This is a genomic window from Salinibacter pepae, assembly GCF_947077775.1.
GTDB lineage: Bacteria > Bacteroidota > Rhodothermia > Rhodothermales > Salinibacteraceae > Salinibacter > Salinibacter pepae.
Genome location: NZ_CAMTTE010000001.1, coordinates 847,799 through 862,874, shown reverse-complemented (window position 1 = coordinate 862,874; position 15,076 = coordinate 847,799). Strand labels below are relative to the sequence as shown.

Sequence of the window (15,076 nt, the reverse complement as noted above, 5' to 3'; positions counted from 1 at the left end):
TGTAGGCCTGGTAGATCGATTCGGGAACCCACCGCGTCACGAACGATGCAGGAGAAGGAGGACGAATGGCGCCCTCCAACTGGGATCGGTGGCGCGGACGGGGGGCGATCGGGCCGTTCCGTTCCAGATCCTGAGCCGAGTTCCTCCCTTATCGCACTCGAAGCCAAAAAGCGCAGTAGCGTGCCCGTTGCCGAAGTAACCACCACGGATCTGCGAAAGACCAGATATCAGGTCGAGTCGAAAGACGACATTAGAAAAACCCGAGAGGGATACAAGATCGAAACGACCGACGGAGATGTCCTGCGGTTTTCGGAGGAGGATGTCGAGTCGATCAGTGTCGTGGAGGAGTAGGGAAGGGCGTGCCCATCGGTGAGCCGGCCCAACTCGGCCGTGCCCTGGGAACTGGGTCCAAGCAGGCGGTCGCCTCGATGCATCCCAGTACGCACACGGGGAGAGCACAACGCCCCCAATCGAACGCCTCCGCCCGGAACGCAGGCAATTTTGTCCGGGCCCGTGGGGCGTCGAGCCCACGCCCAAATGGGGCTGGGGCGTCCTCCCTGTGGGGCCGTGATAGGCCCCCCGCCCCTGTCCTGGGGCCCTCGTGCCCCTTCAGAACCGACCATTCGCGATCTCTCTTCCTCTCCAGGAGGCGATTCCGCGCCGGGGCCCCATTGCAGGTCATGCATCCTACTGCATCGGGCAGCCGTATCGCCCACTGCCGGCCCATCTGAACTGCATGGTGATGATCTGGATCTGGGACTATGACCGAAGATGTCATTTTCCGGGCGCAGCCACGATTGTGGAAGGCACATCCGTTTAGCGTGACGCTTTTCGGCCTGCTGTCGGCCACCGTCGCGCCGTTCGTGTTAGGGGGAGCGCTCGTCGACACCGGGTGGACGGCGGCCCTAATGGCCGGGCTTTGTGGGCCGCTCCCGCTGCTTTGGATGTGGCTTCAGGCGCGGAGCAGGGAGCTGGTGGTCACCCGCTCTCGGGTTCGAAAGCGGTCCGGAATCCTCAGCAACCGCACGACCGAACTCGCCCATCGCAACATCCGAAACGTTCAGATCGATCAGGGCCCCATCCATCGGCTTATGCAATGCGGCACGCTCCGGCTCTCAAGTGCCGGCCAGTCCGGCATCGAGCTCACGATGCGCGACCTGCACGATCCTGAGGCGGTCCGGGACCTCATCTATCAGCAACACGGATAGGCCGTCTCCGGGAAAGGGCCGGCGACGTGTTGGAATGGCCTGGTTGCCCCCTGGGCGGCCTCACCGGTCAACGACTCGGCCGTCAGGCTGCGTCTGACAACACCCGGTTCAACCGTCCCCGGCGGATGCCTGGGGCACCACGGTCGCATCGTCGCTCCGAGAGACATCCCCGTTCCTCGGGGTGGGCCACGAGGCGCCGCCCCCTTGGGGGGCTGTCCCGAGCGCACCCCCAGTGGCGCCGGCAAACAATGTAGGGGCACTGGAAGTGGAACGACCCCTCCAGGCCGTCGGACGAACAACCCCAAGAGACGCCGGGCGGCCATTTCGATCTGCTGATTGCTCCTGTGCCCGTGCCGCCCATTCGCGCTCGCACTCTGGCTGCGGTCGTCGCACTCGGGGGGATGATCCTCGGCGCAAGCGCCGCGTGTCGTCTCCTCGAACCAGCGGAGCGGCCATCGGTCCCGGTGGATTCGGCGACGGTTCTCTGGGCCGGGGGCGTCACGGACTCCTCCGCACGAGTTGTGGCGCGTCCACCGGTCGCGGCCGCGGGGCTCCGTCTGGCGGTCGACACGACCGGCTCCTGGACGGATCCGCGCATCGTTGGCGGCACCGCCCCCGCCACGAACACCAACGTGCGCCACTTTCGCCTCGAGGGCCTCACCCCTCGAACCACGTACCACTACGCGTTGTATCGGGGGGGCGTGGTTGACACTGCCCGGCAGGGCCGATTTCAGACCTTTGCGTCGGACCCATTCTCGTTCCGGATGGCCCTCGGGGCCTGTGCCCGGACGGGGGCGCAGCACCCTGTCTTCGGCGCCATTCGACGCGCCCAGCCGGACGTGTTTCTGCACCTGGGCGACCTCCACTACGAAAACATTGACGCCCCCGATCCGGCGGCCTTCCGCACGGCCTACCGGCGGGTCCACGCCTCTGGGCCCCAGGCGCGCCTGTTTCGGTCCACGGCGCTGGCGTACACGTGGGACGACCACGACTACGGCCCCAACAACAGCTCACGCCAGGCGCCTGGGCAGGACGTCGCCCAGCAGGTGTACCGGGAGTACGTCCCGCACTACCCCCTGGCCCCGGAGGCACGGCGGCGGCCGATCTACCAGGCGTTTACGGTCGGCCGCGTGCGGGTGCTGCTCACCGACCTACGATCGGCCCGTACCCGCAACGACGCCCCCGACTCCGCGCAGACCATGATGGGGCGCGCCCAGAAAGCCTGGTTCAAGCGGCAGCTGGCCCGGGCCAAGGACCGCTACCCCGTTATCGCCTGGGGGAGCAGCGTGCCCTGGATTGGGGCGGCGGGCGGGTCCGACGACCACTGGGGCGGGTTTGCTGCGGAGCGACGTGAGCTGGCGACGTACATCGACTCAATTGGGGTGGCGGACCAACTGGTCATGCTGTCGGGCGACGCCCACATGGTCGCCCTCGACGACGGGACGCACAGCGCGTACGGACGGGGGGAGGGGACGGGGTTTCCGGTCGTGCACGCGGCGGCCTTCGCGCGCCCCGGGTCCGTAAAAGGGGGGCCGTACACCCACGGCCCGTACCCCAACCCGTTCCGCCTCTTCGGGCGGCCCGACGGCCAGTTCGTCCTCATGGACGTGGAAGACGACGGCGGGGAGGAGGTGTGCGTCACCTGGACCGGCAAGCGGTACGAAGTCGGGACTGAGCGGCTCGTCACCCTCTTCGAGTGGGGCCGATGCTTTCCCGCTCCCTGATGATGGAAGCCCGGAGGATGGAAGCCCGGAGAAGGGCCTTCGTGCAGGGCGGCCAGCAGGCTTAGGCGCCGGCAAACGCGGGCTCGTCCGCCTCCTTGCGCGTCTCGTACTGCCGCCCCAGGAAGCGGATCACGGCAATCCAGGCCACGAGCAGGATCCCGACGGCCAGCGACAGCCACCGCGCGTCCGCGACCACGAGTGCCGTGAGGCCCAGGTTGAGCACCACCGACGCGACCTTCGCGGCCCGCTGCACGAACATGTCGATGAACGACTTCGCCTTGTACTTCTCGTCCTGCGTGGTGGGGGTGTAGAGCGCCTCCTTCGCCGACTGGTTGATCGAGTAGTTGAGCGCGTTGTCGCTCACGGACATGAACCCGACGAACGTGAGGGTGGGCAGGAGGACGAAGCCGACGGTGCCGCCGAGGATGGCCAGTGGGAGGAACAGAAGCGCCACCTTCACGCTGTAGCGCTTCATTACGAAGGAGGTCAGAAGCAGCTGCACGCCGATTGACACGAGGCTGGTGACCCAGCCCACGCGCCCGAAGAACGCGGACCGGTCCGACGTGTCGGCGATCTGCTCCTCGACGACCAGGGCCAGCTGAAAGTCGACGATGTTGGACACCATCTCGTAGATCCCCAGCACGGCGGCAATGCCGAGCAGGTACGTCGAGTTCAGGACGAGCTTGCCGCCCTCCAGAAATGCGTTTTCCTCCTCCGGGTCGAGCACGGCGTCCGCCTTTGGGGCGCAGGGAACCTCCGGGTTGGCCCGGCACTCGCGCCGGTGAATCCAGACGGCCAGCACCGCGATCAGGGCGGTGGGGACGAGGCAGGCCAGCACGAGCGTGGAGCGTCCCATCTGCTCCACGAGCCCGCTTACCACGAAGGCCCCGACGAAACCGCCGACCACCCCGCCCAGCCCTACGATCCCGTACAGCCGCTCCGCCTGGTCGCCCGTATTCAGGTCGTTGGCGAAGGCCCAGAAGGTGGCCACCATGACGGTCGTCCAGATGTCGCCCGTCACGTAGAACGACCAGACGCCGGCCTGCCCCAGCCCTTCGATCTGGTTGATGACGCTCCCGAAGAAGAGAAAGAGCGCCCCGAACACCCCGCAGAAGATCACGATCAGGTAGTGGCGGGCGTAGCGCCGGACCAGCCACGTAAAGAGGCCCACCACGGCGAACGCCACGAGCATGTTGAGCACCTTGCCCACCTGCTCGGCCTGCGCGCCCGACAGGACCCAGCCGGCGAGGTGGATCGGGTTGTCGCCGAAGTAGCTGATGACGAGGCCCCGCTTGATGGGCTTGAGCACCCAGAAGATGGCGATGACGAGGAAGAAGTAGGTCGACAGCCCCAGCGCCAGGGGCCACTCTCCGGGCCGGATGTCGAAGAACTCTTTGCGGAGGCGCTCAATCATAGCGGGTCCGTCGCGTCGATGGGGATCGAGAGCGGCTCACGTCCCGGCCGGGCCCAGTTGGCCGTGGCGGTCGGCAGGGCCGGCTGGCCCCCGGCTGGTGCCCCGACGCAGCCTTCGTCTCGTTCCCGGCTAGGCCGTTACGTCCGGGGAGGCGGAAGCAGGGGCGGTGCCCGACTCGGACCGGGCCGCCTCGGGGTCCAGCATCGTTTCGATGTCGGCGTCGGTGCCGTCTTCGAGGAGCGCCGTGAGCCGTGGGTCGTCCGCCGCGCGCAGGTACTTGCGGGCGGCGGCCCAGTCCCGAAGGGCCCGGTCGAAGAACTTGGCCCCCACCTCCAGAACGTGTTGCCCCTCCGGGTCGTCCAGGAGTGGAAGCAGGTAGCGACGCGTGTCGTAGTCGACGAGGTTATCGACGAACTCGATGGCGCTGTCCCGGAGCGTCGGGTCGGGGCTGGTGATGCCGAGGTAGGCGTCGTAGATGTCGCGCTGGTTGTAGCGGAGGCCCAGCAGGCGGAAAATGCGCTCGAGCCCCTCCTTCTGGAGGGGCCGCAGCGCGGCCGGATCGATGGAGGCCGAATGCGTAGCGGGGCGCCGCAGGAGGCGTTGAATCTGTCCGAGGGCGGCGTAGTGCTCCGCCTCCCGTTTAATCACCGTGTCCAGTTCGTCGGGATCCGAGGGGGAGGCGTCGACGGTCTTGTGCAGCTTGCTCAAGGCCCGGGCGATGGCGTGTCGCACCGGCACCGCCACCTTCCGGAGGCCCCGTACGAGAATCGCAACCGCGAAGGGCCCCGACTGATCGACGAAGATGGCAGGGATGCGGGATCGGATGTCCGTACCGGTCTGGGGGTCCACGAGGCAGTCGTAGAGGGTGCCCAGCACCGGCGGGTCGAAGCGTGAGAGGGCCTGCCGGGCGGCCGAGGCGTAGGCGTCCTCGCCGAGCCGCTGGACCAGCGGGAAGAGAAACGAGCGGTCGTTCGTGTTGCCGGCGGCCTCGATCGCAGTCCGCACCACCTCGGGGCTGTCGTCCCGCAGAAGGTGATGGAGGAGGTCGTTTCGGTAGGGGCGGTCGAGCACCCCGAGGACGCGGGCCACGTGGGTGCGGGTCTGCGCGCCGGTCTCGCCGTTTAACTCCATGAGCCGCTGCAGGAGCGACTCGGAGACGAGTTCGTACTCGTCGGGGTCGCCATCCGTGGCGATGAGGCCGAGCGTGGCCGCCTGGATTCGGGGGTCCTCGTGGTTCAGGCCCTGACGGAGCCGTTCCCTGTGGCGGTCCGTAGTCTGACAGTAGAGGTAGCGTGCCGCCGCCACCTGCACGTCCGGGTCCGGGTCCCGAAGCGCTTCTGCGGCCTCCTCGCCGACCCCCTCCACCTGGCGCGTGCGGAGCACGCGAAGCGTCTGGGCCCGCACGGCGGGCGCGGGATGGTCGAGCAGGCAGAGCAGCGCATCGACGGGCACGGGGCCGGTTCCGTTCGCCAGCGTCTCCAGGGCCTGAAGCGCCTCCGTCTCGGCGCGGCTGCAGAGCGAGTCGATCACCTCGTCGGTGTCGGTGGTGGAGGCATCGGTCTCCGCAGGCGATTCGTAGAGCGCCTCTTGGTCCCGCAGCCGGGTCCGGAACTGATCGACGTACGACTGGCGGGCCCGGTACGCGAGCACGCCCCACCCCGCAATGAGGCCCAGGGTGACGAGGCCCAGCATCTGCACACTGAGGCCTAGGCTCGTGACCAGCCCCAGCAGCAGGACGCCCCCGATTCCCTGCGCCCCCTGGTCCACGAACACGTCGATAAACACCTTCACGCGCTTCTTCTTCGGCAGCGGGACCGGCACGAAGAGGAGCTCCCGCCCGGTCTTGTCGATGGAGTGCTTCAGGCTCTGCCCGGCCCCGCGCAGGAAGATGCCCGCCAAAAGACCCGGCACGACGAGCATCCCCAGGCTGCCGAGCGCCAGAACGCCGGGCAGCACCGACAGGGCCCCGCCGATGCCCACCACGCGCATCAATCGCGGGGCGAGCACGAACTGAACGAGGAGCGCGACGACGCTCACGCCCCCGTAGAACTGCCCCATGAAGGACGTCAGCCCCGCCTCCGTCGGGTAGGCACGGGCCGCCACCGTTTTGAACTGATAGTCCACCAGGGTCGTGACGACCACCATGAGCGTCAGGAGGCCGACGATCAGTTGGATGTGACGCGAGTCGCGAATGATCGACAGGGGCGACGCCTCGCTTTTCTCGGGGGGCGCGTCCGGGGCGTCCTGCGGTTTGTCGCTCGGGGCGGCGTAGCGGTGCCGGATCCAGCGCGCCAGCACGGTCGCGGCAAGCAGCACGCCACTGGCGACCCACAGAAGGTTCGCACTGTGCATGCCCACGGTGTCCACCAGCAGGCTCGTGACCTGCCCGCCCACAATGGCCCCGAAGATGGCGCCCGCGCTCAGAACGGTAAACACGCGCTTCGACTGCGACGAGGTAAACAGGGCGTTCGCCATCAGCCAGAATTGCGACGTCACCAGCAGCCCGTAGATGCTGACCCACGCGTAGAGCACATACGAGGACCACGCGCCGCTCACGTCAAGGAGACCGCGAAGCCCGATCAGGCTCAGGACGAGCAGCAGGGAGCCGCCGTCAATCAGCCCACCGAGACGAAATCGGTCGCCCGCCCGGGTGTGGAGGAGAGCCACGGGCACGACGACGACCGTCGTGAGAATGAAAACGAACGGCAGTTCGGCGGCGCCGCGGGAAGAGAGAAAGAGGCTGTCGCGCACCGGCTTCAGCAGGTACAGCGACACCAGCAAGAGCACGTGATAGGAGGCCATCCAGAAGGCCATCGCGCGCTCGTCGCGGCGGAGTCCAAACAGCGAGCCCAGAAGGCGTCCCATGGAGCAGAACAAAGGCTATGTGGAGGAGTGCCGCACGCCTTTCTCCAACGCGCCGTCCGCGCGGGAGGTTTGTGGGCGCAGGGGCGTGGGCGTCCAGGGGCGCTGCCATGCCTACTCGCGATCCAGTCCCACGACGCGTGGGGGCTCGGAGGACGGAATGTGCAGGTACACCCGTGTGGCGTCGCTCAGGGAGCCGTCGTGGCGCGTCCGGAGGTCGATGCGGACGACCCGAGCCTCGGGGGTCGAGCGGCCGCGACGGTCGAGGGCGCGGCGAAGGGGGACGCCGTTGACGGCCAGGGGAAGGTGAGTGGAGGCCGTCGATCGGGCGTTGCCGATCGCCGTGTCGCCGAGGTGCATGCGGTAGGTGTAGGTGCGGGCCGTGGCGGGGGCCAGGCCCCCCTGAACCGCCAGGTCGTCGAACGTGAGGCGGGCCGGCCCGCTGGATGCCTCCCCCTCCGTTTCGGCCAGGGGGATGGAGTGGGTCACAGCGAACCGGTCCAGGGGATTGACCTTGTCAAACCAGTGCCGCCCAATCTTGTCGCGGCGCTTCCGAAGGACGTCGATGAGGCGGGCCTCCGCGTCGGGATTGCTCATTCGAGCGGTTGCGACGATGGCCTCCAGGTCCTCGTCGGTGAAGCTCATGACGAGCTTGGCCCCCCAGTAGCCGTCCCGGTCGGTCATCTTCTCGAAGGCCGGATTGGGGTAGGTGGGCACCCAGTCGCCCGGCCGGAAGACGTCCGCCCGAAAATAGCCCACCGACTCGTACGACGGGGTCGGGTCGTAGCCCCACCAGGGAAAGCGGTAGGCCCCGAGGGAGAAGAGGGCGCTCGTAATTTTGCGCTGGTCGATCAGGTAGGCCTGGCCGTAGATGGGCGTGTGGACGCCGCTCGCGTTGGCGCCGAGGGTTGAGCCCATGTCCAATAGGTAGTGTTTTACGTACTGCTCGTCGGTGTAGACGGCCAGCGTGTTTGCGTGGCGCCGATCCGCGTCGTTGAGCCACGCCGAGAGGACGCGCAGGCCCCGCAGTTCGCGTCGCTGCTCGTGCCGCACCCGATCGTTGGGGTCGCCGTCGCGGGTGCCGCGGAAGAAAATCGGCCCCAGCGGCTCGCCCTCCACATACTTGCTGGCGAGCCCCCGAAGGGTCCCGTCCGGGCCCCGGTCGTAGGGCTTCAGGAGGGCCTGGAGGTCCTCGCGGGTCATGGGGCGGCGGCCGCTCGTGCCGTTCACCATGGCGTCGTCGGCAATGCGGAGCTGGTCGGGGGAGAAGCGGGTGATCGTGTTCTGGGGCACGTGGTACCCGGCCCCGTACAAGATTTTCGTCGAGATCACCTCCGCCGAGGTCGTAAGTTCGGGCCACTTCGGGCCGTCGAGCTTGATCAGGTACCGGTCGCCGCGGGCGTCTTTGATTTCAAAGCCGCGGGCCGCTCCCTGAAACTTCCCGCTCGTCACGGTCCAGGGCGCGGTCTGGGCGGGCCCCGCCGCCACGCCCGTCGTGTCGCGCTCGTTGGGCCCGACGGCGAGCTCACGAGGCGACATTTCGTCGTAGAAGTGGCGCCGCTTGTACCAGCTGGAGGTCGGCGGCTCGTCCAGCACGTTCACGTTGTCGGCCGGGTCCGGGGCGGCCAGCCCCAGAGCGCGGCCCACCGTCCGGCCCGTCCAGTTCAGGTTCAGGGGCTTTTCCAGCTGGTGGAAGACGCTCATGTCGACCCGGTCCCAGTACATGCTCTCCCTGGTTTGCTCCGGGCGGTCCGTCGGGCGGTCGTCCGGATCCGTCGTCTGGATGGGGCCGAGGGTGTAGGGGGATGTACTGCCGCACCCCCCCACGGCAAGCCCCACGAGGAGGCCCGCAAGGAGCAGGCCCGGAGGGGGGCTCGGAAGAACGCGAACACGCATCATGCGATCGAGGAGAGATCGAAGGAAGGGAGCGAGGGTGTAGACACGTGCCGACGCTAGCGGGCAACGCGTCGGAAGCTGGGATCCACGGTCAGGATGGTCCGGAGGCCCTCCGTACTGCCGGCGACCTCGAAGCGAGCACTGAGGCCGTTCCGGTTCAGCAGGTGCAGGCCGCCCCCGTAGCTCCATTGAAATCGCTCGCCGCTAACCTCGGAGATCTCATCGAACACCTGCCCGGTGTCGACAAAGACGAGGGCATCGAGGGTTGACCAGATGGGGTACCGGTACTCGGCATTCAGCATCAGCGCCCCGTCGTCTTGGAAGCGTCGAGACTGGAAGCCACGGAGGGTGTTTTGGCCGCCAAGACTCGAAAGCTGGTAGAAGGGGACCGCCGAGCCGTCGAACAAGGGCTCAGCCTGTTCGAGGCGGCCCCGCAGCGCAAGCCGCCGGGAGTCGGGAAAGAAGCCCACGGGCAGATACTGCCGCACCTCGGCCACGTAGCGACCGTACCGGAAGCGTTTGCCGGTCAGGTCGTGGGTGTAGTCGAGCTGAAGAAGAACCTCGGTGCCCCGAGACACGCGCGGCGGCTCGCCGGTGTCGTCGAGGCCCAGCGTGAGCCGGGACGTCAACAGGTCGACCGTGCCGAGGCCTGGGGGGGAGGCCCTGCTCAGCTTTTGATCCTCCCCGCTGGCCTCCACGTGCTCGTACAGCAGGTCAAATGCGCCCCGCAGGGGAGACCCGGGCAGCCTAGACCGCAGGCCCGCGGTCACGTCGACCTGATCCCGCGAGAACAGGGCCTCGTCTGTCGTCCGGTCGTTGCTGTTCCCATCCAGGTAGAACTCGCTCTCCGGGTCGGAGAAGACATTGGCCACCAGGTCAAAGCGTGAGCCGGCCCCGATGGGCGTGGGGGCCGAGTACGACACCTCCCCTTCAAAGGTGTCCGGCCCGCCGTAGAGGCCCTCAATCCGGGCCGCGTGGCCGCTGCCAAACAGGCGGTTGTCGTACAGGGCAAGGCCCCCGAGAAACCCGGTGGGCCCCCCTAGTTCCACGAGGGGAAGTACGCCCCGCGGCGGACGGCGGGGCTCGAAGAGATCGGGAAAGTTGCGCTCCACGTACTGGGCGGCCCATCCCAACGGCCGCGTCGCTCCGTGAAGGACGTACGCGGGCGCCGCCAGGACGTGGTAGGCCACGCTGCGGGAGGTTGTGTACGGCTCCGGGGCGGGGGCGGTGCTCGAATCGACCGCCACCGCGGAGTCGGCCGGTGGGGAGGCGGACTGGGCCCTGGCAGGAGGAGATGCCACGAGAAAGGTGCCCAGAAGAAGTCCGAAAAGCGTCTGTGCCGTACAGGTCGAAGGTGCCATGGGGGGCATTCTCTCAGGGACGATAGCGTGGCGGGGCAGACATTGCAGGGACTTTAGCGACCCAGGCGTCCGGGCGCGGGGCGCGTCCGCAGCCCAAATACGTCCGGACGAGCTGAGAGGCGTTACATGGAAGGCCGTGTGGTGACGCGGCCGTGGAGTGGGATTGCCCAAACCGTGACTGCTGGGGGGGCGGTCCGGCACCCACCGGCTGATTCCGCGGCAGCGGGCAGCGGGTTGAAATTCAATTCGGGAACACGCTCCAGATTTCCGATTTCTGCTCAGCCAGTTCGACCCCCAATCCCCTTCGGGGCAGCCGGCCACGGCCTCCGGTCCGTCTTACCAATGGGGGCACACACAGGACCCACACGCCCATGGCAAATTGATACGCATCAGGCGCGACCGTCGTCCAACGTTGGTAATTTCAAGCCCATTCGCAACCGCCGTGCCTCTCCGTTCCGCCGTTGAAAAATGTTTCTGTGCGCGATTGCGCACGGTGTTTGCCTGCTTCGTGGTCGTTCTGCTCGGGGCGCGGTGCGTGTGTGCACAGGCCCCTGAGGATTTGAGCGGCCCAGACCCTGTTTACAAATCCAATCCGAGAGGATGGGTCCCGTCGTTTCGAAGCATGGGCCAGAACGCGCTGGCGATTGTGGAGGCGCCCGTCACCCTATCGCGCTCCGAACAGCTTCTCACGCTTGGGGCCTCCGGCGTGGTGCTCAGTGCGATGTCCACCCTCGACCGGCCTGTTCATCGACGCTTGCAGGACCGGTCGGGGGCTGTCCGCGCCACCACTGGGGGGCTGGCCGCCCCCGGCCGGTGGTACGACCGACTGGGCCCGGACCGGGCGGCCCTCGGGACGGCGGGAATCCTGGCGGCCGGCGGCCTCGTGGCGGGGCGCCGGGCCTGGACCCGAACCTCGGTCCGCGTGCTCGAGGCGGTCGCCTACACGAAGGTCGTGACGGGGGTCGCAAAGGGGCTCGTGAGCCGGGCGCGTCCGTTCGTGGGCGGCGGCCCGTTCGCCGGGGCACCCGGCACGTTCGACGGCGCCCACACGCATACGTCCATGCCTTCGGGGCACACGGCCCGCGCCTTCGCGATCGCGTCGGTGCTGGCCCACCAGGCCGACCGGTGGTATGTCTCGGTGCCGGCCTACGGGCTGGCGGCTTCGGTGGGGATGGAACGCATCCGGAGCGGGGACCACTGGCTAACCGACGTGGCGGTGGGCGGCGCGCTGGGATATCTGATCGGGCGGGCGGTGTCGTCTCCCACGTCGCCGTCGGACATCACGTACGCCCCCATCCTCTCCACGGATCGGGTGGGGCTCTCGATTCAGTTTTAGCGAATGCCCCCTGCGGGCCAATCATCGCGGGGGCGCCCCGGTGGCCCGTCTTTGGTGCAGTTGGTGGAGGAAGAGGGAGGCCCCGAGCGCGATGAAGAGGTAGTAGCCCAGCAGGCGCCAGGTCAGGAGGGTGGGGGCCAGGAGCGCCTCCGGCATCAGCGGGCCGATGAAGAGGGCGTAGAGGCCCTCCAGGCCGCCGGAGCCCCCGGGGGTGGGCATGATCAGGCCCACCAGCATCATTGCCGCCGAGCGGGCAAAGAGAAGCAGGGCGTCGGCCGCGTAGACGCTGCGGACGACGAGAACCACGAGGGCGTAGCGGGCGATCCAGGTGAGGGCCGTCAGGGCGAAGCCGGAGGCGTAGAAGGCAGGGGGGCGGCTCCCGAGGTGGCGCGCCCGCCGGAAGTAGGCCCGCATCTCCGGCATGACCGTCTTGCGGAAGCGGCGCAGGTAGGGCCACCGGACGCACCAGTCGGCCCCCGCCACCAGCAGGCGGGGGCGGACCAGGGTGGCGTAGGCGTAGAGGGCCGCCCAGCCCCCCAGCCCGCCGAAGTAGGCAAGCAGGGTCCACCCCCCGACCGCGCCGGCCGCGCGGGGCAGCAGGTCGATGGTAAAGGTGGCCAGGACCAGCAGCGGGATGGCGACCAGGAACCAGAGCTGGTCCAGCAGGACGCAGAAGAACAGGAGGGCGGCCGACTCCCCAACCGCGAGGTCCTCGTCGCGGGCCACGTAGAAGGCGGCCACCGGGCCGCCGCCGACGACCGAGGGGGTGACGCTGGAGAAGAAGTCCCAGGCCAGCTGCCCGCGGGTGCCGCTCCGGAGGGAGAGGCGGCCCTCCGAGACCTGGCGGAGGCGCCACCCCCCGAGGCCGATGCGGGCGATGGCGACGGCGAGGGCCGCGGCCAGCAGTCCCGGGCGCAGGTGTTGGATCAGGCGGCGGAAGGCGCCGGCGTCGAAGGTGGCGTACCCGACCCCGGCCAGCACCAGCCCGCTCAGCAGGAGGGACACCACAATGTTGCGGGCGGAGCCAGAGGCCTGGGGCTGCGGAGACCGGTTCAGGTCCGCTTCACCAAGGTCTGAGGACGGCAATGGGGGCGGGGACGAGGGCATTCATCCGGGCATGTGATGAGGGCGACACGGATGGTACAGCACGTGCTCAGTGTACGGCGCGCGGATCTCACCTCAACTCCCCCAACCTCCGGTCGAGGTTGTAGGCGGCGCTGATGAGGGCGAGGTGCGTGAAGGCCTGTGGGAAGTTGCCGAGGGCCTCGCCGTGGGTGCCCGTCTCCTCCGCGTAGAGGCCGAGGTGATTCGCGTAGCCGAGCATCTGCTCGAAAGTGAGGCGCGCGTCCTCCAGCCGCTCCGGCTCGACCGCGCTGGCCCGCGTGAGCGCCTCCACCAGCCAGAACGTACAGATGTTGAACGTGCCCTCCTCCCCCTCCAGGCCCTCCTCGGTCTCCTCCACGTTGTAGCGGTAGACGAGCCCGTTGGAGACGAGCCCGCCCTGATCGGGAGACTTGAGGGTCTCCGCGAGGGTACTCAAAAGGCGCCGGTCGCCCGGCGAGATGAATCGCACCAGCGGCATCATGAGGGTCGACGCGTCGAGCGTGTCGCCCCCGAACTGCTGCGTGAACGCCTGCCGCTCGTCGCTCCAGCCCTTCTCCATGATCGCCGCGTAGATTGCGTCGCGGCACTGCTGCCACTCGGTCTCCGGGGCCGGAAGGGACCGCTTGCGCGAGAGGCGGAGGGCGCGGTCGACGGCGACCCAGCACATGAGCTTCGAGTAGACGAACTGCTGCTGTCCGCCGCGCACCTCCCACACGCCCTCGTCGGCTCGGCGCCAGTGGTCGCAGACCCAGTTCACGAAGTGGCGCACCGACTGCCACGTCTCGTACGAGATGGGCACGCCGTACTTGTCGTGCAGGTAGATGGCGTCGATGAGCTCGCCGTAGATGTCGAGCTGGAGCTGGTCGTAGGCGCCGTTGCCGATGCGAACGGGAGAGGAGCCCCGGTAGCCCTCCAGGTGGTCGAGCGTCTCCTCGGTGAGGTCGGTGCATCCGTCAATGCCGTACATGATCTGGAGCGGCCCCTCGCCGGCAGTGTCCAGCTGGCACGACCGGGTGAGGAAGCCGATGAAGTCGCGCGCCTCGTCGATAAAGCCGATGCGGAGGAAGGCATACAGCGTGAAGGCGGCATCGCGAATCCAGGTGTAGCGGTAGTCCCAGTTGCGTTCCCCGCCGATGTCTTCCGGCAGGCTGCAGGTGGGCGCCGCCACGATGGCCCCGGTGGGCTCGTAGGTGAGCAGTTTGAGGGCGAGGGCCGATCGGCGGACCTCCTCGCGCCAGCGGCCGGTGTAGGTGCACTGACGCAGCCAGTCGCGCCAGTACTGCACGGTGTCGCGGAAGGCGCGCTCGGCCGCCTCCGGGCTCAGGGTCGGTGCGCACCCCTCCCCGGGGTCGATGTCGCGGAGGAGGAGCGTCGTGCTCGCGCCCTCCCGCAGCGTCACGTCCGCCGCCACGCCGTCGCCGTCTCGCGCCAAGTCGATCTCCGTCGCCAGGCTGAGCGCCTGCTCGTCGCCGTGGAAGCAGACGCCCCGATTGGTGCGGACCGTCTCGTGGTCGGCCCGGGCGTAGTCGAAGGCCGGGCGGCACGACACCCGGAACGTCACGGTCCCGCGCACGGCCCGCACCATGCGGATGATCTGCCGCCGGTCCGACTCGGCGGCGCGCCCGGCCACCGGCATGAAGTCGCGCACCTCCCCCACGCCGTCGTTCGACAGAAAGCGCGTCACCAGCACGTTCGTGTCGGGCCAGTAGAACTGCTTCGTCGTGACGTCGTCTCCGCACAGCGCGACCTGGAAGTGCCCGCCCGTTTCGGCGTCCAGGAGCCGGGCGAAGACGCTCGGCCCGTCGAACCGGGGCAGGCAGCACCAGTCGATGGAGCCGTCGGTGCCGACGAGCGCGACGGTGTGCATGTCGCCAATGACCCCGTAGTCCTCGATGGGACGGTAGCTGCTTCCGGATGGGGACGTCGAAGCCGTATTCATAGATTGCCAGGGAGGAGGAACGTGAGTGAAGGGAAGTGAGAAGAGATGTGGAGGTGAAAGAGTCCGGTAGGTAAAAGCCAATCTTTCTGCCGGTCCTGTCAGGGCCCAGACTTCGTTCCTCCCCGTCCTCCCCTGTTACATCTCAAGCCCCGGGTGCTCTTGGGAACGACAGATGTAACGCCCCGCCCCCACCGCAGACGGAGAGGCGGATTTTGCGGCGCTTCCGTCGTCC

At 68.1% G+C, this 15,076-nt stretch carries 10 protein-coding genes; 4 read left to right on the top strand and 6 right to left on the bottom strand.

Going from position 1 to position 15,076, the window contains the following annotated elements; genetic code table 11:
• Nucleotides 1-180 precede the first annotated feature (180 nt).
• The 3 genes from OJA40_RS03665 to OJA40_RS03655 all read left to right on the top strand — a co-directional run bounded on the left by OJA40_RS03665 (nucleotide 181) and on the right by OJA40_RS03655 (nucleotide 2,932).
• Nucleotides 181-351 (top strand): hypothetical protein, encoded by a 171-nt coding sequence (locus OJA40_RS03665; RefSeq protein WP_208427095.1) that lies wholly within the window; start codon nucleotides 181-183, stop codon nucleotides 349-351.
• Between the two features lie 410 nt (nucleotides 352-761).
• Nucleotides 762-1,208 carry a PH domain-containing protein gene (locus OJA40_RS03660; protein WP_208427094.1) on the top strand — a complete coding sequence of 149 codons (447 nt, stop codon included), beginning with the start codon at nucleotides 762-764 and terminating at the stop codon, nucleotides 1,206-1,208.
• Nucleotides 1,209-1,609: 401 nt separating this feature from the next.
• Nucleotides 1,610-2,932: an alkaline phosphatase D family protein gene (locus OJA40_RS03655; RefSeq protein ID WP_263809961.1), complete on the top strand. Its 1,323-nt coding sequence runs from the start codon at nucleotides 1,610-1,612 to the stop codon at nucleotides 2,930-2,932.
• A 61-nt stretch (nucleotides 2,933-2,993) separates the two neighbouring features.
• Here the strand turns inward: OJA40_RS03655 and OJA40_RS03650 are convergent, their stop codons facing one another.
• The 4 genes from OJA40_RS03650 to OJA40_RS03635 form a co-directional block, all read right to left on the bottom strand.
• Nucleotides 2,994-4,346 (bottom strand): NTP/NDP exchange transporter, encoded by a 1,353-nt coding sequence (locus OJA40_RS03650; protein WP_208427092.1) that lies wholly within the window; start codon nucleotides 4,344-4,346, stop codon nucleotides 2,994-2,996.
• A 129-nt stretch (nucleotides 4,347-4,475) separates the two neighbouring features.
• Nucleotides 4,476-7,211: an Npt1/Npt2 family nucleotide transporter gene (locus tag OJA40_RS03645; RefSeq protein ID WP_208427091.1), complete on the bottom strand. Its 2,736-nt coding sequence runs from the start codon at nucleotides 7,209-7,211 to the stop codon at nucleotides 4,476-4,478.
• 111 nt (nucleotides 7,212-7,322) lie between these two features.
• On the bottom strand, nucleotides 7,323-9,107 hold the full coding sequence (locus OJA40_RS03640) for a hypothetical protein (RefSeq protein WP_208427090.1): 1,785 nt from the start codon (nucleotides 9,105-9,107) through the stop codon (nucleotides 7,323-7,325).
• 53 nt (nucleotides 9,108-9,160) lie between these two features.
• Nucleotides 9,161-10,465: a BamA/TamA family outer membrane protein gene (locus tag OJA40_RS03635; RefSeq protein WP_208427089.1), complete on the bottom strand. Its 1,305-nt coding sequence runs from the start codon at nucleotides 10,463-10,465 to the stop codon at nucleotides 9,161-9,163.
• Nucleotides 10,466-11,087: 622 nt separating this feature from the next.
• On the opposite strand from OJA40_RS03635, the gene OJA40_RS03630 reads away from it, so the two are divergent.
• Nucleotides 11,088-11,801: a phosphatase PAP2 family protein gene (locus tag OJA40_RS03630; RefSeq protein ID WP_208427088.1), complete on the top strand. Its 714-nt coding sequence runs from the start codon at nucleotides 11,088-11,090 to the stop codon at nucleotides 11,799-11,801.
• Between the two features lie 21 nt (nucleotides 11,802-11,822).
• Here the strand turns inward: OJA40_RS03630 and OJA40_RS03625 are convergent, their stop codons facing one another.
• The gene (locus OJA40_RS03625) at nucleotides 11,823-12,908 is read right to left on the bottom strand and encodes a lysylphosphatidylglycerol synthase transmembrane domain-containing protein (protein ID WP_263809960.1); all 1,086 of its coding nucleotides are present in this window, start codon (nucleotides 12,906-12,908) and stop codon (nucleotides 11,823-11,825) included.
• A 67-nt stretch (nucleotides 12,909-12,975) separates the two neighbouring features.
• The gene (locus tag OJA40_RS03620; protein WP_263809959.1) at nucleotides 12,976-14,844 is read right to left on the bottom strand and encodes a glycoside hydrolase family 15 protein; all 1,869 of its coding nucleotides are present in this window, start codon (nucleotides 14,842-14,844) and stop codon (nucleotides 12,976-12,978) included.
• Between the last annotated feature and the right edge of the window lie 232 nt (nucleotides 14,845-15,076).

What these genes read in the sequence shown, in the direction of transcription:
- OJA40_RS03655 (WP_263809961.1), top strand. Translation starts at nt 1,610, where the DNA reads ATGATCCTCGGCGCAAGCGCCGCGTGTCGTCTCCTCGAACCAGCGGAG.
- OJA40_RS03660 (WP_208427094.1), top strand. Translation starts at nt 762, where the DNA reads ATGACCGAAGATGTCATTTTCCGGGCGCAGCCACGATTGTGGAAGGCA.
- OJA40_RS03625 (WP_263809960.1), bottom strand. Translation starts at nt 12,908, where the DNA reads ATGCCCTCGTCCCCGCCCCCATTGCCGTCCTCAGACCTTGGTGAAGCG.
- OJA40_RS03640 (WP_208427090.1), bottom strand. Translation starts at nt 9,107, where the DNA reads ATGATGCGTGTTCGCGTTCTTCCGAGCCCCCCTCCGGGCCTGCTCCTT.
- OJA40_RS03630 (WP_208427088.1), top strand. Translation starts at nt 11,088, where the DNA reads ATGGGCCAGAACGCGCTGGCGATTGTGGAGGCGCCCGTCACCCTATCG.
- OJA40_RS03645 (WP_208427091.1), bottom strand. Translation starts at nt 7,211, where the DNA reads ATGGGACGCCTTCTGGGCTCGCTGTTTGGACTCCGCCGCGACGAGCGC.
- OJA40_RS03650 (WP_208427092.1), bottom strand. Translation starts at nt 4,346, where the DNA reads ATGATTGAGCGCCTCCGCAAAGAGTTCTTCGACATCCGGCCCGGAGAG.
- OJA40_RS03620 (WP_263809959.1), bottom strand. Translation starts at nt 14,844, where the DNA reads ATGAATACGGCTTCGACGTCCCCATCCGGAAGCAGCTACCGTCCCATC.
- OJA40_RS03635 (WP_208427089.1), bottom strand. Translation starts at nt 10,465, where the DNA reads ATGGCACCTTCGACCTGTACGGCACAGACGCTTTTCGGACTTCTTCTG.